We start from the raw sequence: 18,105 nt of genomic DNA, 5'->3' as shown, positions 1-18,105 counted from the left end.
ATTACTTCAATGTAAGAAATTCTGCAATTGGACCGAGTACTAACATTGGGAAGAATGTTAATGCACCGACAATTACAATTGTTCCGATGAAGATGCCACCAAATAAACTATTATCTGTACGGAACGTTCCGACTGTTTCTGGCACTACCGTTTTTTCTTTCAATGAAGCTGCCACAGCTAGCATCGTAATTAAACTGAAGTAACGTCCTAAAAACATAACTAAACCAGTCGTAATATTCCAAAACGGTGTATTATCTCCTAATCCTTCAAATCCAGATCCGTTATTCGCAGCTGACGATGTATATTCATATACCACTTGCGTCAAACCGTGGAAACCGGAATGAGAAATAGCATCCGTCCCTAAATTTGTTGAAAGAGCTAATGCCGAAAATCCTAAAATGAGCAATGGATGAAATAAAATCGTGACCGCGATTAATTTCATTTCCTTACCTTCAATCTTTTTACCTAAAAACTCTGGTGTCCGTCCAACCATTAACCCAGATATAAACACCGCGATAATTGCATACATAATAATGTTTACAAAACCTGCTCCAACGCCGCCATACACAGTATTTAACATCATATTTACAAGCGGAACTAAACCGCCAATTGGTGTTAACGTATCATGCATCGTATTAACAGCGCCTGTTTCAGCAGCTGTCGTTACCGTTGCGTATAGTGAAGAAAATACTGTTCCAAATCGTACTTCTTTCCCTTCTGTACTTCCTTGTACATGTTCGATACCCATTCCATTTAATGCCGGATTCCCATTTAGTTCAGATGTCGTAATCGTTATAAATCCTAGTAAAAACACCATAAAAAGTGATACGAAAAGGATGCGACCTTGTTTTTTATTTCCTACCATTCGTCCGTACGTAAATGGAAGTGCTGTTGGTAATAACATCATAAGCATCATTTGCAAAATATTACTCATTTGTCCTGGATTTTCAAAAGGATGCGTAGAGTTCGCTCCGAAAAATCCACCGCCGTTATTTCCAAGTTCCTTTATGGAAACGAATGATGCAACAGGTCCACGTAATATACTTTGCTTTGCCCCATCAATCGTTTGTGCTGTAACCGCCCCATCTAACGTTTGCGGTACGCCAAGTGCGACAAAAACTAGTGCCGCAATAAATGCAATAGGAAGAAACACTCTCGTTAACGCTCTCGTAAAATCAACGAAAAAGTTACCAAGTTCTTTTCCAGCAAGTCCTCTTATAAAAGCCATAACGAGCGCTAATGTCGTTGCTGGTGCCGCAAACATTAAAAATGTAATCCCGATTAATTGTGATAAATAGGATAAACCATTTTCACCGCTATAATGCTGTAAATTTGTATCAGCCATAAAACTAATCGCTGTATTAAAAGCGAGCGTAGGCTCCATCCCTTCAATATGCGCTGGATTTAACGGCAGCACACCTTGTAATCTGAAAATGAAATATACAACAACAATCATAAATCCGTTGAGTAAAACTAATGATAATGCGTACTGTTTCCACGTTTGATTGTATTCTTTTACACCCGTAATTTTAAAAATAAGTTTTTCAAAAGGCCCAAATACTTTATCTAGCGTTTTGCTACCTTGAAAAGCTTTTTCTAAATAAACCCCCGTTGGCTTTGCTACTAAAATAAACAAGAGCATTGTAATAATGACTGCAACCCAAATCATAATGAATGATTCCCCCTAATTAAAACTTCTCTGGATTTAATAATGCATACACTAAATACACTGTAATTGCTGCGACAATAACCGATAAGACAATCATCATGATTGCTTTCCTTCTTTCACAACTTTATCTGACCAACTTGCAAGACTTGCCATTGATGCAACTAATAAAATAAAAATCCCGACCATTACAACATCTAACATAGCTATCCCTCGCTTTGATTTTTGTTAAAATTTACCATTTAAATATTAAAAAAGAACACTGAGCTCTACTCAGTGTTCAAAAAATGAACAACAAAAAGTAAACCTCCTCTCTAAACGCTTACGAGGTTAGCTGTCGGATTCGGGCCTAAAGAGTAGCCCTACTTTCAAAACTGAAAGATTCACCCCAAGTGACGATGCACAAAATTGGTTCCCCCGCTCCATTTCTGGAACTCAGCGATTTTAGGTTTTTTTGGAAATTTTATGAATGATTTATGAGAGTAAATATACTCCTCTATATTTCACTTGTAAAGGAGTAAATTACTGAAAATAATAATATTTACATTCATTTAAACGCTTACATTGAAGATTATTACTATTATTTCATCTATTTTCTTTATTTCTCTTCTCTTTTCTTAAAAATGACCTTTTAAATATGAAATAAAAAGAGCGAATGACATGAAGTGCATAGCTTGTTGCACTCAGCATTCGCTCTTTTTTATTCAACCTTTATTCTCCTCGTAAAAATGCACGTAAATTTCTCCCGCGAATATAAACTTGTGTCAATTCTGCATGTAGCTGCTCATACTCGGTAATATCTACCTCTAAATACAAAGCATCTTTTGATGGTAATATAATATACGGCCCTGGAAAAAGGGGATCGATCTGAACCAATTCTTGAACTCGCTCTACCGATACTGCCCAACGATTTGCTATATCTCCAAGTAATAGTACCTTCATCATTTCTTCCCCCGCCCTATTCAAAAAATAAAAAAGAAATATTATCACAATTTGTAAACACGACAAACTTAGCTCCAATTGTTTCATAGAGCCTCGCTGGATATCGTTTATTCCTTGTAACAACAGTAATAGGTGCTTGAAAAGAAAAGCGAATGTGTTCTGTGAAAAAACTAACGATTGGAAGCTCATCCCCTAGTAAAATCACCTTCTTAATACACTCACAAATACTAGTAAAGTCCTGCTCCTTACTGCAGCTATAAGTCCAATCAAACCCACAATTCCTAACTTCAGCCGCTATCTCTTCATTTGCTGTAAAAATAATTAACTCATGTTGAAATGATACTAAATCTCTTAAACTATTTACCTTACTTTCTTCTCCAACACAAATAAGTGTTAGTTCCATGTACCTCATCCTCCTTAGTATAAAAGAAATCAAACATAGATTGATATTCCCCTATACTAATCAGATCGATGAAGTGATGTATCCATCATGGCACCGTCCTCTCTCAAGACGCTTACGAAGTTAGCTGTCGGATTCGGACTTTGAGAGTAGCCCTACTTTCAAACTTGAAAGATTCACCCCTAGTGACACTGCACAAATTGGTTCCTCCGCTCCATATAATTGGACTCAGCGTTTACAAAAAAATGTATTCTGGCTGATATATTACTCCTGTATTTTGAAAAAGTAAACAGAAAAAAAGCCAGTTATAAAACTGGCTTTTCACTTATCTATACACGCGTTCTATTCACTTTATACGCAAAATGATTCGTCGGTCCATGACCACTACCAATATTCAATGGCTCTTCAATTGCTATACTAATAAATCGTTTTGCTTCTTGAACAGCATCTTCAATTGAGTATCCTTTCGCAAGTCCTGCTGTAACCGCTGAAGCAAATGTACACCCACTTCCATGCGTTTGCTTTGAAGGAATTCGCTCGCTTCTAAACTCAATAAATTTTTCTCCATCAAAGAGGAAATCAATTACTTCATTCCCTTGATATTCTGCATGTCCGCCCTTCATAAGCACATATTTAGCACCTAATTCATGCAATATTTTTGCAGCTTCCTTACTATCTTCAACATTATGAATCTCCATCCCAGTTAACACTTCTGCTTCTGGGACATTCGGTGTTATAACAGTTGCTACTGGTAATAAATATTCTTTTAATGCTTGAACTGCTTCTTGCTGTAATAATGATGCACCGCCTTTTGCAATCATAACGGGATCTAGCACAATATTATTCCAGCCAAACTTTTTAATTTGTTCTGCAACAATTTGAATTATTTCACTACTAAATAACATTCCTAGTTTCACTGCATCTGGTGTTACATCCGTACCAATTGAATTCAGCTGTTCTGTAATACCTTCTAATGGAACAGGATATACCCCTTGAACGCCAAGCGTGTTTTGAGCAGTAATTGCCGTAATAGCCGTCATTCCGTATACACCAAGCTCTTGGAATGTTTTTAAATCTGCCTGAATTCCAGCACCGCCGCCGCTATCAGACCCTGCAATTGTTAAAGCTTTATTCACTTTCATCCCACTCATCCTTTTCTATCCAAAATAGCGATGATAAATCGTTTTTGCTTCGCTTATATCTTTCGTTCCATGTACGAGCACACGGCCATCTTTAAAGGCTACTAACCTCTTGTCTTCAACAGAAAATGATAGTAAATATGGATTTATATTTAAATCATTTACACGACCTTCCAACAACTCTTTATATTGTTCAAAATTCATTTCATCTTTATGAGGTGGTCTAATTTGAACTGTATTTCGCCCGCATAAAACTGCTGTTTTTGATGTGTTTTCTTTATTTAAATACGGATATAATGCATTCTCTCCGCATGAAGGACAATTATGCTGGCGAAGTTTTTGCACATTCATACATGAATACTCATTCTTCCACATATCAAACGATACAAGCCCATCTCGAAGTGATTCGTAATCTTCTACTAACAGTTTAAGAGCTTCTGTTACTTGATGAGAAACGACAAGAGATACAGCAGGTGATATAATACCCGCTGTATCACATGTTGCCCCGCCAAGCGGAATCGACTGTAATAAACATGATAAACATGGTGTTTTACTAGGAAGGATTGTGTAAGAAAGACCGTAACTACCTACACATGCACCGTAAATCCATGGAATAGAATATTTTTGTGATATATCATTTACAATAAAGCGCGTTTCGAAATTATCAGTCGCATCAATAATTACATCAACATTTATAACAAGTTCTTCTAGCTCTTCAGCTGTTACATCTTGAACGAGAGCTTCTATTGTTACATCACTATTAATCTCTTCTAAACGTTTTTTAGCCGCTATAGCTTTTGGAAGATTATTCTTTACGTCGCTCTCTGCATACAATTGTTGTCTTTGTAAATTACTCCAATCTACATAATCACGGTCAACAATTGTTATCTTGCCAACACCTGCTCTTACAAACATCTCTGCATTTGCACTACCTAATGCACCTGCACCGATAATAAGCACATGCTTTTCTCTTATCTTTTGCTGTCCTTCTTCTCCAATTGGAGAAAATAGTTCTTGGCGAGAATATCGATTATTCAACTACGCTCATTCCTTCTAAAGGACTACTTGCAGTTGCACAACGCTTACGTGCAATGCGACCTGCTTCAAATCCTAAACGGCCTGCTTCAATACTTAATTTCATTGCTTGTGCCATTTTAATAGGATCTTTTGCTCCTGATACAGCTGTATTTAATAACACGCCATCTGCTCCTAATTCCATTGCAAATGCCGCATCAGCTGGGCTACCAATACCGGCATCAACGATAACTGGTACTGTCGCTTGTTCAATAATGAAGCTCAAATTTAATGGATTTACAATACCAAGTCCTGATCCGATTGGAGATGCTCCTGGCATAATCGCATGCACGCCAAGCTCTTGTAATTTACGTGCTAATACAACATCATCAGATGTATACGGAAGTACGATAAATCCTTCTTCCAGTAACATTTCAGATGCCTTTAATGTTTCTACCGGATCAGGTAATAACGTTCTATCATCACCAATAACTTCTACCTTTATCATGTCACAAAGCCCAGAAGCTTTTGCTAATTTTGCAATACGAACAGCCTCTTCAGCGTTTTTTGCTCCTGCTGTATTTGGTAATAACGTATATTTTTTCACATCAAGTTTCTCTAATAAATTAGGTTGCTTTGCATCAAAGATATCCATACGACGTACTGCAAACGTTAAAATTTCAGCTTCAGAAACGTCAATTGCCTTTTGCTGTACGTCAAAATCAGGGAATTTACCTGTTCCTAATAAAAGTCTAGAATGAAATGAAAATGGTCCAATGTTTAACATAATCAACCGCCTCCTACGAAAGTTACAATCTCAATTTGGTCTCCATCAAAAACAGATGTATCTGTATGATCATCTTTTTGTAAAATATCTTTATTACGCTCTACTACAACAATTCTGTTATCTAGCTCTAAATGTGTAAGTAGCTCAGCTACTGTTTTTACACTCGCTGGCACTTCAATTTGGTTACCATTAATTTTTAAATTCAAACTTCCATCCCCTTTCTAAACTCTTCTAGAAAGCAATGAATCTAGCAAATGATTCTCTTGCTTTCCTTCTATTAAATCAGCCATATATTGGCCAGAAATAGGACTTAATAAAATACCGTTTCGATAATGGCCCGTGCAAGCATATAAACCTTTTATTTCTTCATGCTCTCCCATATAGGGAGCTTCATGATTCGATTGTGGTCTTAATCCTGCCCACGTGCTTTCCCATTCTGCTTCTTTTAAAGCTGGCAATATTGTATAAGCACGCTCTAATATAGAAGTTATACTTTCTGGCTGCACAGTTTTATTGAACGTATGTGGCTTCATTGTTGCCCCAATTACGTAACGTCCACCGCGCTTTGGAGTAATGTAAAATCTTTCTTGAAAAATAGGTGCTTTTAAAAGTTGTTTTCTACTTCTTACCGCAACCACTTCTCCTTTAACTGGATATGTACCCCAATCGCGGTGAAAATAACTGAGTAACTTCGTGCTCCATGAACCTCCTGCAATAACGACTTTCTCACATGTGACAATACCTTCACTTGTAATAACTCCAGTCACTTTATTATTTTCAATACGGATATCAAATACTTCTGTCTGTTCATATATATCAGCACCGGAAATCGCTGCAGAATGTGCGAATGCTTTCGTAAGCTCTGGTGCAATAACATGACCGTCTTTCGGATAATATACTGCTCCTATAATAGATTCGGATAGATATGGCTCTTTTTCCCGCACATGGTCTCCCGTTAGAAAATAAGAATCTTCACCTGTTTTCTGCTGCCAATCCATAATGTGAAGAATTCTTTCCTTCTCATCTTCATTTTGAGCAATACGATAAATTCCTTTTTCTTCATATCCAATATCAACACCCGTCTTTTCACGTAAAACTGCTGCAAGTTGTGGAAATATAGCTCGGCTTTCTCTAGCAAGTTCAAATAGCGGATCATACGCATCCCATTCTGCCTGAACACCAAGTAAACCAGCAGCTGCTTTTGAAGCTTCCGATGCAATACTTTGCTTCTCCACAATCGCTACTTTATGTCCTCTTTCTGCTAGAAAATGTGCAACTGAACTACCAATTACACCACCACCAATAATCGCTACATCATACTTCTCACACATGTTTTTCCGCCCACTTTCTTATTGATTCCTTATAAGATTTCGCTTTGCTATACGGGTTACTACTACTTACAATTCCAGACATAACTGCTATACCGCTTACACCGTTAGTAAGAACATCCACTGTGTTTTCTGGGGTAATTCCTCCAATTGCTGTAATCGGTATAGATAAACACCTTGCAATGTCTGAAATTTCTTCAAGCCCTCTCGCTGGCACACCTTTTTTACAATCTGTCGGAAATACATGGCCATAAACGAGTGAATCCGCTCCATTTTTAAAAGCTACTATTGCTTCATCTAGCGAATGCACAGAATAACCGACATGCAAATACGAAAACTTTTCTTTCACTGACTTTACATCTGTACTTCGATATCCTAGTTGAACACGAGGAATATTTAATAAAATTGCAATATCAATTCGATCGTTTATGACAATTTTAGAAGCCGGAAAGCCCTCCATTAATAGACTTTCCACACCTTCATATAATTCCTTCGTACTCTTCTCACGCTCACGAATATGCAGATAATCAATCTCACTCTCAATTTGCATCGCTACATTCACTAACTCTTCGAATGGCATATGGCCATTTGAGATTACGTGGAGCTCATTTTTCATATTCATTCGCCTACTTTAAAATATTTTCGAATAATTCATCGGCTGGGACGGTTTCTTTCGTCATTCCTTTGTCCTTCAGCCACTTATTTTGTTTCTCCCAAGATTCTTTTGAATCTGATAAGAATGGCTCATCTTTCGTTTCCATCTTCTCTAATAAAATTTTCATACTTTCCTTTTCAACTTCTGGCACAAGTGGGAAGTTTTCTTTTTCTTGATGATTTAATAAAATATTCAATGCTTCATCTGGGTTTTTCTTCATGAAATCATAGCCTTTTTTCGTACCACGTAAGAAAGCTTGCAACGCCTCTTTATCTTTTTTCAACGTTTTATCACCTGTTACAAACACAAGCTCATGATAGTTTGGTACTCCGTAATCAGCTGGATTAAAGTACGCTGGTTCATGGCCTTCATGACGCATAACAGGTACTTCATGGTTAATGTATGCCCCTGTTACCGCATCTACTTTCTTCGTAATTAATGCTGGTACTAAATCAAAGCCAACATCTACTACTTTCACTGTATCAGGATTACCACCAGCTTCTTTTACCATCGTTTTTAAATACATCTCACTTAATGGTGTTCCAGAGTATCCTACTGTTTTTCCTTCTAAATCTTTCGGTGATTGAATGCCCGCTGATTTCAGTGATACAACATGATTTAATGGTGAACGTACGACAGCCCCAATTGATTTCACTGGAATTTGCTCATTCGCTCTCGCCATAACAACATCTGGCTGATAATACAAGCCCACTGTCACCTTCCCTGCTGCTGCCAGCGTTAATGGATCAGTCGGATTAGAAGGGAATTTAATATTTACCTTTACACCTTCTTCTTTAAAGTATCCTTTTTCAATTGCTGCATAGATAAAGCTATGTACCGCATTTGGATACCAATCTAACATGACTGTTATTTCTTTCTCTTTTTTACTTTTGTCTGATGCTGAATTACTCGAACATCCTGCAATTATTGCAATTAATAATGTAAACACAAAGATGCGCTTTAAAAATTTCATGAATGCTTCCTCCAACTAATGAATTTCTTTTCTAATATGGAAATAATTACGACGAAGAAAATAGCTAATAATGATAACAATACAATAGGTGCAAATACGCCAGCTCCATCTAACTGCGTCATCATTCTCTTACTGAAATATCCAAGCCCAGCTTGTGCACCGAGCCATTCTCCAATTGCTGCTCCGATAACACTAAGCGGAACTGCAATTTTTAAAGCTGAGAAAAAATAAGGAAGAGCAGACGGCAACTTTAATTTAAGAAAAATATCTCTTTTTGTTGCTCCATATGTAACTAAGAGCTCCTCCCATTCTTTTTTCGTACTACGCAGTCCATCATACGTATTGACCGCAATTGGGAAAAACGTAATTAAAACTGTGACAACAACCTTACTCCAAATTGTATATCCAAACCATAAAACAAATAGCGGAGCAAGCGCAGTAATCGGAATCGTTTGTGAAGCAACTAATAATGGATAAAATGCTCTCTCCATCCATGTACTCGCATTCATTAACATCGCTAGCCCTACACCTAATACGATAGAGATAACAACACCTATTAAAACGACGTATAACGTTGCAGGTAAATGAACTGTAAATAATATGTCTTTTAGTTTCCATATCTTCATTAAAATCGCAGAAGGTGACGGTAAAATGTACATCTCATCTACAATTCTTGCTCCTATTTCCCACACAGCTAGTAAAATACTAGAAAGTGTAATAGCAGGAACTAATTCTTTCAATCGGTTCATCACACAAGTACCTGCCTTTGTAACATACTAAGAAGCTCATCTTTCAGCGCTAATACTTCCGGTTTATATAAATCTTTTCGTGTTCTGTTATGATCAAGCGGTACAGTCCGTTCAGTCAAAGTCGTTATCGGCTGCTGTTCCACTACTAAAACTCGGTTTGAAAGAAATAACGCTTCTTCAACATCATGAGTAATGAATAAAATTGTTTTTTCCCACTCTTGCCATTGTTCAAACAACCATTCTTGCAAAGAGGTCTTCGTTAAAGCATCCAACGCACTAAATGGTTCATCTAACAGCAATATCTCCCCGCCTGTTAATAAAGTTCGAATAAAAGATACACGTTGTCTCATACCACCAGATAAATCTTTCGGATATTTTTTCTCATACCCTTGCAAACCAAATTTATGTAACAGTTCCTTTGCCTTTACTTCTGCTTCTTTCTTCTGTACACCTTGGCACTCTAGCGGCAGGGCAGCATTCTCAATAATTGTTCTCCACGGCAAAAGCATATCTTTTTGCGGCATATATCCTACAGGATGGTGCTTTGTTTCTGTCAGTTCTATCTGTCCAGTACTTACCTTTTCTAGACCTGTAATAAGGCGAAATAAAGTACTTTTCCCACATCCACTCGGTCCGATAATACTGACAAACTCTTTCTCATGTATAGAAGCATTTAATTCATGGGTGATTGGTTTCTCATCGTAATGAAAAGAAACATTATGAAACTGTAGTATGTTCTTGCTCCTCAAATCCCCACATCTCCTTACGATAGGACATATCCCAGAATAAATATTCAAATCGACTGGAATTTAAGAAAATCTCCTCTAATCTTTCTAGTTCTTTCTCAGACTTTCCAACTGCCATTTCATTTAATAAATCTATTAACCAAATACAAAGATTACCGTATTCTTCCGAACTATATCCTTGAATCCACTCACCAAAAAACTCATGATCTCTTGCTCCAGGAATATCATTTAAACGCTTTCCAATTTCCCAATAGCTCCACATACATGGAAGAAGCGCTGCTATTAATTCCGCAAGTGTGCCATTTTGAGATACAGACATCATGTAATTTGTATAAGCTAAATTTTTAGCAGATGGTTTCGCAGACTCTATCTCCTCTATAGAAATTCCAAGTCTTTTTGCATATTGTTTATGGATTGTCATTTCGCCATTTAATATTCCATCAATTTGTTCAGCGAACTTTCCCATTACTTGTGGATTCGTTGCTTTTACAACACCAATCGCATATAACTTTGCATAATCTAGCAGATATAAATAATCTTGAATAATATAATACTGGAATTTATCTTTTTCTAACGTGCCATCTCCCATACCCACTACAAACGGATGATTATGACTCATCTCCCATACCGGTTGCACAGTTTCTAATAATCTATTGCAAAATTTCATTTCTCTATCCCCTTTCAATATATGTATCTAAATAAAAAACCACTTCTATATATAAGAAGTGGTTACAGCAAATAAAGTTATACATTTATTCGATGTTCCACTTCCCTTCGCTAGTATTACCTAGATCAGGTGTTGTAAGGGTTAAGGATTATTCCTCTCTCAGCAAGTCAAGCACCCCTAGTGGTTTCAATATGAAATTTTCAAATAAAAAAGCCCCGTTTCTATACGCAAAGAAACGGGGACTCATTGTTAGTGTCCGAATTGCTTCCCTACGCTAGCATAATCTAGATCAGGTAATAAAAAGGATCAAAGGCTTACGGCCTACTCTCAGCTGGCAACACCAGCTCTCCTAGCAAACTATAAAATTATCACTGTCAGTATAACACCCTAATAAGACATCATCAACTTTTTTAATTTTCTTAATTATCAACATAATATCAAAATTATACAATACATACATTCTATTTTAGAAAATAAAACCCTGATTAATTGTATAAAAAGGAATCATTATCTTCAAAAAATTTATTTTTATATTGATTTCATATTACATTTATGTGAATACCCCCACTATATTATATCTTTATACTATAATAAAATTACAACTATACAACTAGAGGAGGTCTCTATTCCATGAATATGAAAGCTACTGCTTTAACAGCAACTACTGTAGCGATTGCTTCTTTACTTCCTTCTATGGGTGAAACAAATGTACAAAAAGCAAACGCTGAACAATTATCTAATATTAAAACTGGGTATGTCAAAGTCGATCAAGTAGCATTACATACAGAAGATAACGTAAAAAGCACATCAATTGATACAATTCGCTTTAATACAAAAGTGAACATCCTTGAAACAACTAATGGTTGGTATAAAGTATCTGTTCATAATAAAGTAGGTTATGTACAAAAAGATGCTATTTTACTAAAAAACAAACTTCAATCTAATGATCAATACATCGTTAATGCTAATGCATTAAACGTTCGCTCTGAACCTAATTTAGAATCTTCCATTTTAGATGTATTACCAAATGGTAAGTTTATTACCGTTCAAGAAGATCAAGGCGAATGGTATAAAATATCACATAATGGCCAAACAGGTTACGTACAAAAAGCATTCATATCTAATGGTTCACAACCCTTAGTAAAAGGAATCACCGTTCAAAATAATACAAAATATACTGTTGCAACACCTAATCTAAATGTACGTAGCACCGCTAGTACAAGTAGCGCTCTACTCGGTTCATTACAAAACGGTACACAAGTACAAGTAGTAGAAACTGTAGGTACTTGGTATAAAATTCGTTTTGGCACAGGATACGGATATGTAGCAAAACACTATGTAGTACAAAATCAACCACAAGCTAAAACAGATCAGCCTTCATCAATTCCAGCTGCTTTCAAATTCCCCGCTCAAGGAAGAATTAGCTCAACCTTTGATATACGCTGGGAACAAATGCATTATGGTATAGATATTGCCGCTCCAGGAAACGTCTCTATCCAAGCTGCTGCTGCAGGTAAAGTTGTGAAATCTTATTATTCAGCTAGCTATGGCAATGTTGTTTTCATTGCGCATCAAATCAATGGGAAATTATATACAACTGTTTATGCTCATATGAAGGATCGCACTGTACAAGCTGGTGATCAAGTACAAACTGGACAATTAATAGGTCATATGGGAAACACAGGTCATTCATACGGGCAACATCTTCATTTTGAATTACATAATGGAGAATGGAATTTTGAAAAAACAAATGCAGTAAATCCACTGCCATATTTAGTTAGGTAAATTGTATGCCACGCAATATACCTCTTATAATTGAATACGTAGCCTTTTTAGGTTTAATCTGTTGTTTAATCATTTACAATACAAATATTGTATTTTTATCTATTATTATTGCTTTTGTTGCATTAGAAATTATGATGGAATCATTTCAAGTGCAACTAAAACAAAAAATTGCCCATATTTATAATGCTATTTTTCTTTTGAGTGCTCTCATAACAAATATAATTAGTAATGGCTTTTATTTATCTACTGTATTTCCAGTATTCTTTATGGCTGTTTTATTATTTGTAGCTAGATATATTAATGTCCCTTATAACCAAAAACAAAAACAAGAAGCTTAGAAAGAGGAGACACTGTGTACCAATCTTTCAAAGATACTCCAATAAAATACATATTGAATTTGTATAAGAAAGCCAATACTTTTTTTGGTATACAAGGAAGTTATACTGCACAACTTCTCCTATATGGAATGTTGTTTCTTGTCTTAATCACTTTCTCCTTGTTTTACTAACAAAAAGGATCTCACATAAACTGGAGATCCTTTTTAATTTATATTAATTTTTCATATCGAAAATATTGTTTATCCACAAGCATATTTTTCATAAATAAAGCTCAAATTATATTTTTTCTCTAAGCTCATTCGTTGTTCGTCATCGCACCAATAGAAAAGAATATCATGAATCGTTGCGTAACGCTTATTTTTAAGAAATAGCCTAAAGAATGATGGTAAACAATCATGTAATTGTATAAATATATAATTGCGTAGTGTTTCTTCTTTATATTCAATGCCCTTACAAATATACAGTAATTCTTCACAATAATATGCATGCTGTGGAACTTGTATCATTTCGAAAAATGGCACATAAGATAGTAGCTTTCCAATAAAATGACCATATCGATCCATTACTCCTATCGTCATATGCTCCATCATTTCTTTCATCACATATAAATAATCATCTACATGCGTTGTCTTTAATGGGTATAAGCGATCGGAAATTTGAGATAATACAGCTCTTTGACATGCTAAAACTGCCTGACTAGGTCCATAATATGATAGGAAATCTGTACACTTACGATATTTCCGTAATAAATCATGTGTATACAAATCATATACAAAAGTATTACAATACATTGCTAAACTCATCATATCACTATTTAATTGCTCTTTTGATAATGATTTCGCTCTCTTGCACATATAAAAGAATGTAAATTCCAATACTTCTTTATGAGATAATAAATGTTTACAATCGGTTATACACTTCTCATTAAATTTAACTCTATCCCAAATTTCAATATCCCTATCTGTCAATTCATCTATACGATATTTAATAATTAAATAATTTAAAGCAACTGATTGCGTCAAAAGATCCCATGTTTCATATTGCAATGAAGTATGAACAAACTCAGCTAATCCTTGCGCTATCATAAAATCATTTGCCTCTTCATACCAACCAATCTCTTGGCATAAGCGAAGAATACGCACTAAAGTTGGAATTTCATCTTTATGAAACTGCGGTAATTTCTTTGCTTTATTCATGCCATATACGATAAATGCCGCTAAATTTTCTTCTTTATAAAATTCTTTCTCTTTCCATACTAATATAGTTCGTTCTTTCCCCTCACCTTTTGGGTGACAAGGTACAAGCAAAGAAAATAATTCAGCGAAATTATTTGGTTCTATATATGTATCTGTAACCAAATTCCAATTTGGATCGCCCTGTACAGCCTTCATATAATTCCCCTTCCCTTTTCATCTATGTAGGAAATATTAATTTATTATCGCACCACTAAAAATTAATATTGTTATATTCAAAATCTCTCATAATACTTATATCTATCAGTATATCATCTTTTCTCTTATTAAAAATTAAGAATAACAAATTTTAAAAAAATGTCGAAATTATTAACCACATACTTATTATATAATGTCTCAGATACATCACGCTAACATATTAGTTTAATCCATATATACTAGAATAATGTATCTGAAATTTATATATAATTTAGCTCTTTATGAGTGACCATTAAACTCTCGGTTAATGAAAGTTTCAATTTACTCTGTACGCTCTGAGATTTCGCTCAAGGCAAATCCAGCTTGATCATCTGCTGATTCCCTTATAGCTAAATCTCCTAGTGCTAACATGCCAATAAGTTGACCACTATCAACTACTGGTAATCGTCTAATTTGATGCTGTGCCATTAGCTCTGTAGCTTTTTCAATAGAATCATTTGGAGAAACTGAGATAATATTTGTTGTCATTACATTTGTAATCTTATTAGATCCAGGATGTTTTTCAGCAATCCCTCGAACGACTAAATCACGATCAGTAACAAGCCCAACAACTTGCTCATTTTCAACAACAGGAATTAATCCAACCGATTCTTCCTTCATTTTTACAGCTGCCTCATATACATTGTCTAGCGGTGTACAATGTACAATATGGGTACTCATTAAGTCTCTCACTCGTGTCATTATGATTTCCTCCTTTTTATACATACCATAGCTTTTCCAAAATTCCTTTATTTATTTCTGGAAAGTAACGTAATAAAAAGGATTAACAAAATAAAAAAGAGCCAGCATAATGCTGACTCTTTTTGTATGACCCGTACGGGATTCGAACCCGTGTTACCGCCGTGAAAGGGCGGTGTCTTAACCACTTGACCAACGGGCCATGGCTCCGCAGGTAGGACTCGAACCTACGACCGATCGGTTAACAGCCGATAGCTCTACCACTGAGCTACTGCGGAATAATATATGGTGGGCCTAAATGGACTCGAACCATCGACCTCACGCTTATCAGGCGTGCGCTCTAACCAGCTGAGCTATAGGCCCATATACTTTACAGGGGCAGTAGGAATCGAACCCACACTGGAGGTTTTGGAGACCTCAGTTCTACCTTTAAACTATGCCCCTAAATGATGCCGGCTAGAGGACTTGAACCCCCAACCTACTGATTACAAGTCAGTTGCTCTACCAATTGAGCTAAGCCGGCATAAAAAAATGGTGGCTCGGGACGGAATCGAACCGCCGACACGAGGATTTTCAGTCCTCTGCTCTACCGACTGAGCTACCGAGCCAACATAAATGGCGGTCCCGACCGGGGTCGAACCGGCGATCTCCTGCGTGACAGGCAGGCATGTTAACCACTACACCACGGGACCATTTGGTTGCGGGGACAGGATTTGAACCTGCGACCTTCGGGTTATGAGCCCGACGAGCTACCGTGCTGCTCCACCCCGCGACAATATAAAGTTTTAAAAAATGGAGGAGGTAGAGGGATTCGAACCCCCGCGCGACTCTCGCCGCCTGTCGGTTTTCAAGACCGATCCCTTCAGCCGAACTTGGGTATACCTCCATGAAGGAAAAAAATAAATATTTTATTATTATATGTCTAAACCATTAAAGAAAAAATGGAGGAGGTAGAGGGATTCGAACCCCCGCGCGATTCTCACCGCCTGTCGGTTTTCAAGACCGATCCCTTCAGCCGAACTTGGGTATACCTCCGAGACATATATTAAATAAAGTGGAGCCTAGCGGGATCGAACCGCTGACCTCCTGCGTGCAAGGCAGGCGCTCTCCCAGCTGAGCTAAGGCCCCATGTTTTTTGGGAATATCGGGAAGACAGGATTTGAACCTGCGACCCCCTGGTCCCAAACCAGGTGCTCTACCAAGCTGAGCCACTTCCCGTTAATAAAAGCGCGCCCGAGAGGAGTCGAACCCCTAACCTCTTGATCCGTAGTCAAACGCTCTATCCAATTGAGCTACGGGCGCATATGGTGCCGAGGGCGGGGGTCGAACCCGCACGGTGGTCACCCACCGCAGGATTTTAAGTCCTGTGCGTCTGCCTGTTCCGCCACCCCGGCATGTCATATTGAAAATTGGAGCGGAAGACGGGATTCGAACCCGCGACCCCAACCTTGGCAAGGTTGTATTCTACCACTGAACTACTTCCGCAAGACATGTATGAGTTATTTTATTAAAAGTGCGGGTGAAGGGAGTCGAACCCCCACGCCAAAGGCGCTAGATCCTAAGTCTAGTGCGTCTGCCAATTCCGCCACACCCGCATATTTCATTAAAATGGTGAGCCATGAAGGACTCGAACCTTCGACCCTCTGATTAAAAGTCAGATGCTCTACCAACTGAGCTAATGGCTCTTAATGGCTGGGCTAGCTGGATTCGAACCAGCGCATGACGGAGTCAAAGTCCGTTGCCTTACCGCTTGGCTATAGCCCATTAATTAAGAATGGTGGAGGGGGGCAGATTCGAACTGCCGAACCCGAAGGAGCGGATTTACAGTCCGCCGCGTTTAGCCACTTCGCTACCCCTCCGACATATATGGTGGAGGATGACGGGATCGAACCGCCGACCCCCTGCTTGTAAGGCAGGTGCTCTCCCAGCTGAGCTAATCCTCCATTTTGCCTGGCAACGTCCTACTCTCACAGGGACAAGGTCCCAACTACCATCGGCGCTAGAGAGCTTAACTTCCGTGTTCGGTATGGGAACGGGTGTGACCTCTCTGCCATCATTACCAGACTATATTCATTTAAGACAAGAATCATTTTAACTCATTTGACCTCGAAAGTCAATAAGTTTTTTATATTCTTTCAAAACTAGATAACATTTGCTACATATTATATGGTTAAGTCCTCGATCTATTAGTATTCGTCAGCTCCACATGTCACCATGCTTCCACCTCGAACCTATCAACCTGATCATCTTTCAGGGATCTTACTAGCTTACGCTATGGGAAATCTCATCTTGAGGGGGGCTTCATGCTTAGATGCTTTCAGCACTTATCCCTTCCGCACATAGCTACCCAGCTATGCCCTTGGCAGAACAACTGGTACACCAGCGGTGCGTCCATCCCGGTCCTCTCGTACTAAGGACAGCTCCTCTCAAATTTCCTACGCCCACGACGGATAGGGACCGAACTGTCTCACGACGTTCTGAACCCAGCTCGCGTACCGCTTTAATGGGCGAACAGCCCAACCCTTGGGACCGACTACAGCCCCAGGATGCGATGAGCCGACATCGAGGTGCCAAACCTCCCCGTCGATGTGGACTCTTGGGGGAGATAAGCCTGTTATCCCCGGGGTAGCTTTTATCCGTTGAGCGATGGCCCTTCCATGCGGAACCACCGGATCACTAAGCCCGACTTTCGTCCCTGCTCGACTTGTAGGTCTCGCAGTCAAGCTCCCTTATGCCTTTGCACTCTACGAATGATTTCCAACCATTCTGAGGGAACCTTTGGGCGCC

20 protein-coding genes, 20 tRNA genes, 2 rRNA genes and 4 riboswitches (1 of these 46 cut by a window edge) are annotated in these 18,105 nt (G+C 37.9%); of the genes, 2 read left to right on the top strand and 40 right to left on the bottom strand.

The annotated features are described in order from the left end of the window. Position 1: 1 nt before the first annotated feature. The 16 genes from kdpA to tenA form a co-directional block, all read right to left on the bottom strand. Positions 2–1,669, bottom strand: coding sequence for a potassium-transporting ATPase subunit KdpA (gene kdpA, locus NST90_RS03820; protein WP_006914749.1), 1,668 nt, complete (start codon positions 1,667–1,669; stop codon positions 2–4). 19 nt (positions 1,670–1,688) lie between these two features. Next, on the bottom strand, positions 1,689–1,766 hold the full coding sequence (kdpF, locus tag NST90_RS03815; protein ID WP_223153441.1) for a K(+)-transporting ATPase subunit F: 78 nt from the start codon (positions 1,764–1,766) through the stop codon (positions 1,689–1,691). Continuing rightward, the gene (locus tag NST90_RS03810; protein WP_000887894.1) at positions 1,766–1,870 is read right to left on the bottom strand and encodes a SipW-dependent-type signal peptide-containing protein; all 105 of its coding nucleotides are present in this window, start codon (positions 1,868–1,870) and stop codon (positions 1,766–1,768) included. The genes kdpF and NST90_RS03810 overlap by 1 nt, the downstream gene beginning before the upstream one ends. 101 nt (positions 1,871–1,971) lie before the next feature. Further along, positions 1,972–2,117, bottom strand: a riboswitch (cyclic di-AMP (ydaO/yuaA leader). 134 nt (positions 2,118–2,251) lie between these two features. Beyond that, complete coding sequence (locus NST90_RS03805; RefSeq protein WP_001034421.1) at positions 2,252–2,374, bottom strand: hypothetical protein; 123 nt, start codon at positions 2,372–2,374, stop codon at positions 2,252–2,254. A 3-nt stretch (positions 2,375–2,377) separates the two neighbouring features. Next, positions 2,378–2,611 carry a hypothetical protein gene (locus tag NST90_RS03800; RefSeq protein WP_001985933.1) on the bottom strand — a complete coding sequence of 78 codons (234 nt, stop codon included), beginning with the start codon at positions 2,609–2,611 and terminating at the stop codon, positions 2,378–2,380. Between the two features lie 13 nt (positions 2,612–2,624). Next, positions 2,625–3,011, bottom strand: a complete 387-nt coding sequence (locus NST90_RS03795) for a hypothetical protein (RefSeq protein ID WP_000424090.1) — start codon at positions 3,009–3,011, stop codon at positions 2,625–2,627. Positions 3,012–3,104: 93 nt separating this feature from the next. Continuing rightward, positions 3,105–3,252: riboswitch (cyclic di-AMP (ydaO/yuaA leader) on the bottom strand. Positions 3,253–3,337: 85 nt separating this feature from the next. Then, entirely contained in the window at positions 3,338–4,150 is an 813-nt protein-coding gene (gene thiD / locus NST90_RS03790) for a bifunctional hydroxymethylpyrimidine kinase/phosphomethylpyrimidine kinase (RefSeq protein WP_000867387.1), read from the bottom strand. 15 nt (positions 4,151–4,165) lie between these two features. After that, a complete protein-coding gene (thiF, locus tag NST90_RS03785; RefSeq protein ID WP_001065417.1) occupies positions 4,166–5,185 on the bottom strand; it encodes a thiazole biosynthesis adenylyltransferase ThiF in 1,020 nt (339 codons plus the stop codon). After that, complete coding sequence (gene thiG, locus NST90_RS03780) at positions 5,178–5,948, bottom strand: thiazole synthase (RefSeq protein WP_000931981.1); 771 nt, start codon at positions 5,946–5,948, stop codon at positions 5,178–5,180. The genes thiF and thiG overlap by 8 nt, the downstream gene beginning before the upstream one ends. Positions 5,949–5,950: 2 nt before the next feature. Further along, a complete protein-coding gene (gene thiS / locus NST90_RS03775) occupies positions 5,951–6,154 on the bottom strand; it encodes a sulfur carrier protein ThiS (RefSeq protein ID WP_001049502.1) in 204 nt (67 codons plus the stop codon). A gap of 15 nt (positions 6,155–6,169) precedes the next feature. Further along, the gene (gene thiO, locus NST90_RS03770; RefSeq protein ID WP_000333313.1) at positions 6,170–7,279 is read right to left on the bottom strand and encodes a glycine oxidase ThiO; all 1,110 of its coding nucleotides are present in this window, start codon (positions 7,277–7,279) and stop codon (positions 6,170–6,172) included. Continuing rightward, entirely contained in the window at positions 7,272–7,892 is a 621-nt protein-coding gene (gene tenI, locus NST90_RS03765) for a thiazole tautomerase TenI (protein ID WP_000787170.1), read from the bottom strand. The genes thiO and tenI overlap by 8 nt, the downstream gene beginning before the upstream one ends. Before the next feature lie 10 nt (positions 7,893–7,902). Next, positions 7,903–8,904, bottom strand: coding sequence for an ABC transporter substrate-binding protein (locus NST90_RS03760; protein ID WP_000670416.1), 1,002 nt, complete (start codon positions 8,902–8,904; stop codon positions 7,903–7,905). Continuing rightward, positions 8,901–9,653 carry an ABC transporter permease gene (locus tag NST90_RS03755; RefSeq protein WP_001080853.1) on the bottom strand — a complete coding sequence of 251 codons (753 nt, stop codon included), beginning with the start codon at positions 9,651–9,653 and terminating at the stop codon, positions 8,901–8,903. The genes NST90_RS03760 and NST90_RS03755 overlap by 4 nt, the downstream gene beginning before the upstream one ends. Continuing rightward, positions 9,653–10,402 carry an ABC transporter ATP-binding protein gene (locus NST90_RS03750; RefSeq protein WP_001256824.1) on the bottom strand — a complete coding sequence of 250 codons (750 nt, stop codon included), beginning with the start codon at positions 10,400–10,402 and terminating at the stop codon, positions 9,653–9,655. The genes NST90_RS03755 and NST90_RS03750 overlap by 1 nt, the downstream gene beginning before the upstream one ends. Continuing rightward, positions 10,371–11,066: a thiaminase II gene (gene tenA / locus NST90_RS03745; RefSeq protein ID WP_044306892.1), complete on the bottom strand. Its 696-nt coding sequence runs from the start codon at positions 11,064–11,066 to the stop codon at positions 10,371–10,373. The genes NST90_RS03750 and tenA overlap by 32 nt, the downstream gene beginning before the upstream one ends. Positions 11,067–11,151: 85 nt before the next feature. Continuing rightward, a riboswitch (TPP riboswitch) is annotated at positions 11,152–11,255 on the bottom strand. Positions 11,256–11,315: 60 nt separating this feature from the next. Next, positions 11,316–11,427: riboswitch (TPP riboswitch) on the bottom strand. A 269-nt stretch (positions 11,428–11,696) separates the two neighbouring features. Here tenA and NST90_RS03740 point away from each other — a divergent pair. Beyond that, positions 11,697–12,851 carry an SH3 domain-containing protein gene (locus NST90_RS03740; RefSeq protein ID WP_001056037.1) on the top strand — a complete coding sequence of 385 codons (1,155 nt, stop codon included), beginning with the start codon at positions 11,697–11,699 and terminating at the stop codon, positions 12,849–12,851. A 5-nt stretch (positions 12,852–12,856) separates the two neighbouring features. Then, entirely contained in the window at positions 12,857–13,189 is a 333-nt protein-coding gene (locus NST90_RS03735) for a hypothetical protein (RefSeq protein WP_001137823.1), read from the top strand. A gap of 239 nt (positions 13,190–13,428) precedes the next feature. On the opposite strand, the gene NST90_RS03730 is transcribed toward NST90_RS03735, so the two are convergent. The 24 genes from NST90_RS03730 to NST90_RS03615 form a co-directional block, all read right to left on the bottom strand. Beyond that, complete coding sequence (locus tag NST90_RS03730; RefSeq protein WP_283748291.1) at positions 13,429–14,580, bottom strand: DUF3965 domain-containing protein; 1,152 nt, start codon at positions 14,578–14,580, stop codon at positions 13,429–13,431. Between the two features lie 321 nt (positions 14,581–14,901). Further along, a complete protein-coding gene (locus NST90_RS03725; protein ID WP_000199011.1) occupies positions 14,902–15,321 on the bottom strand; it encodes a CBS domain-containing protein in 420 nt (139 codons plus the stop codon). Between the two features lie 127 nt (positions 15,322–15,448). Then, positions 15,449–15,520, bottom strand: a tRNA-Glu gene (locus NST90_RS03720). A 1-nt stretch (position 15,521) separates the two neighbouring features. After that, positions 15,522–15,596: transfer RNA gene (locus NST90_RS03715), tRNA-Asn, on the bottom strand. Positions 15,597–15,604: 8 nt separating this feature from the next. Beyond that, positions 15,605–15,681, bottom strand: a tRNA-Ile gene (locus tag NST90_RS03710). A gap of 10 nt (positions 15,682–15,691) precedes the next feature. Next, a tRNA-Trp gene (locus NST90_RS03705) sits at positions 15,692–15,762 on the bottom strand. Positions 15,763–15,768: 6 nt separating this feature from the next. Continuing rightward, a tRNA-Thr gene (locus NST90_RS03700) sits at positions 15,769–15,841 on the bottom strand. Between the two features lie 9 nt (positions 15,842–15,850). Then, positions 15,851–15,926 (bottom strand) — tRNA-Phe (locus NST90_RS03695). Between the two features lie 8 nt (positions 15,927–15,934). Next, a tRNA-Asp gene (locus NST90_RS03690) sits at positions 15,935–16,010 on the bottom strand. A 3-nt stretch (positions 16,011–16,013) separates the two neighbouring features. Beyond that, a tRNA-Met gene (locus tag NST90_RS03685) sits at positions 16,014–16,090 on the bottom strand. 21 nt (positions 16,091–16,111) lie between these two features. Further along, positions 16,112–16,204, bottom strand: a tRNA-Ser gene (locus tag NST90_RS03680). Positions 16,205–16,260: 56 nt separating this feature from the next. Then, positions 16,261–16,353, bottom strand: a tRNA-Ser gene (locus NST90_RS03675). Between the two features lie 20 nt (positions 16,354–16,373). Then, positions 16,374–16,446: transfer RNA gene (locus NST90_RS03670), tRNA-Ala, on the bottom strand. A 16-nt stretch (positions 16,447–16,462) separates the two neighbouring features. Beyond that, positions 16,463–16,536, bottom strand: a tRNA-Pro gene (locus NST90_RS03665). Positions 16,537–16,546: 10 nt separating this feature from the next. Further along, positions 16,547–16,620: transfer RNA gene (locus tag NST90_RS03660), tRNA-Arg, on the bottom strand. A gap of 3 nt (positions 16,621–16,623) precedes the next feature. Further along, positions 16,624–16,712: transfer RNA gene (locus NST90_RS03655), tRNA-Leu, on the bottom strand. A gap of 16 nt (positions 16,713–16,728) precedes the next feature. Further along, positions 16,729–16,803 (bottom strand) — tRNA-Gly (locus NST90_RS03650). 29 nt (positions 16,804–16,832) lie between these two features. Further along, positions 16,833–16,913: transfer RNA gene (locus tag NST90_RS03645), tRNA-Leu, on the bottom strand. 14 nt (positions 16,914–16,927) lie between these two features. Continuing rightward, positions 16,928–17,003 (bottom strand) — tRNA-Lys (locus NST90_RS03640). Between the two features lie 4 nt (positions 17,004–17,007). Beyond that, a tRNA-Gln gene (locus tag NST90_RS03635) sits at positions 17,008–17,082 on the bottom strand. Positions 17,083–17,093: 11 nt separating this feature from the next. Continuing rightward, positions 17,094–17,177, bottom strand: a tRNA-Tyr gene (locus NST90_RS03630). An 8-nt stretch (positions 17,178–17,185) separates the two neighbouring features. Continuing rightward, positions 17,186–17,261: transfer RNA gene (locus NST90_RS03625), tRNA-Val, on the bottom strand. A 5-nt stretch (positions 17,262–17,266) separates the two neighbouring features. Further along, a 5S ribosomal RNA gene (gene rrf / locus NST90_RS03620) occupies positions 17,267–17,382 on the bottom strand. Between the two features lie 102 nt (positions 17,383–17,484). After that, positions 17,485–18,105: ribosomal RNA gene (locus NST90_RS03615) — 23S ribosomal RNA — on the bottom strand (it continues 2,301 nt past the right edge of the window).

It is taken from the genome of Bacillus sp. FSL E2-8900, from assembly GCF_037966225.1.
GTDB classification, from domain to species: domain Bacteria; phylum Bacillota; class Bacilli; order Bacillales; family Bacillaceae_G; genus Bacillus_A; species Bacillus_A cereus.
Note: the sequence above shows the minus strand (reverse complement) of the source record. Positions and strands in the feature narration are given on the sequence as shown.

Excerpts from the sequence above, each read along its gene's own strand:
- thiG (WP_000931981.1), bottom strand. The coding sequence starts at position 5,948 with ATGTTAAACATTGGACCATTTTCATTTCATTCTAGACTTTTATTAGGA.
- NST90_RS03735 (WP_001137823.1), top strand. The coding sequence starts at position 12,857 with ATGCCACGCAATATACCTCTTATAATTGAATACGTAGCCTTTTTAGGT.
- NST90_RS03755 (WP_001080853.1), bottom strand. The coding sequence starts at position 9,653 with ATGAACCGATTGAAAGAATTAGTTCCTGCTATTACACTTTCTAGTATT.
- NST90_RS03730 (WP_283748291.1), bottom strand. The coding sequence starts at position 14,580 with ATGAAGGCTGTACAGGGCGATCCAAATTGGAATTTGGTTACAGATACA.
- kdpA (WP_006914749.1), bottom strand. The coding sequence starts at position 1,669 with ATGATTTGGGTTGCAGTCATTATTACAATGCTCTTGTTTATTTTAGTA.
- NST90_RS03725 (WP_000199011.1), bottom strand. The coding sequence starts at position 15,321 with ATGACACGAGTGAGAGACTTAATGAGTACCCATATTGTACATTGTACA.
- NST90_RS03760 (WP_000670416.1), bottom strand. The coding sequence starts at position 8,904 with ATGAAATTTTTAAAGCGCATCTTTGTGTTTACATTATTAATTGCAATA.
- thiO (WP_000333313.1), bottom strand. The coding sequence starts at position 7,279 with ATGTGTGAGAAGTATGATGTAGCGATTATTGGTGGTGGTGTAATTGGT.
- NST90_RS03740 (WP_001056037.1), top strand. The coding sequence starts at position 11,697 with ATGAATATGAAAGCTACTGCTTTAACAGCAACTACTGTAGCGATTGCT.
- kdpF (WP_223153441.1), bottom strand. The coding sequence starts at position 1,766 with ATGATTGTCTTATCGGTTATTGTCGCAGCAATTACAGTGTATTTAGTG.
- NST90_RS03810 (WP_000887894.1), bottom strand. The coding sequence starts at position 1,870 with ATGTTAGATGTTGTAATGGTCGGGATTTTTATTTTATTAGTTGCATCA.
- thiD (WP_000867387.1), bottom strand. The coding sequence starts at position 4,150 with ATGAAAGTGAATAAAGCTTTAACAATTGCAGGGTCTGATAGCGGCGGC.
- tenA (WP_044306892.1), bottom strand. The coding sequence starts at position 11,066 with ATGAAATTTTGCAATAGATTATTAGAAACTGTGCAACCGGTATGGGAG.
- NST90_RS03795 (WP_000424090.1), bottom strand. The coding sequence starts at position 3,011 with ATGGAACTAACACTTATTTGTGTTGGAGAAGAAAGTAAGGTAAATAGT.
- tenI (WP_000787170.1), bottom strand. The coding sequence starts at position 7,892 with ATGAAAAATGAGCTCCACGTAATCTCAAATGGCCATATGCCATTCGAA.
- NST90_RS03800 (WP_001985933.1), bottom strand. The coding sequence starts at position 2,611 with ATGATGAAGGTACTATTACTTGGAGATATAGCAAATCGTTGGGCAGTA.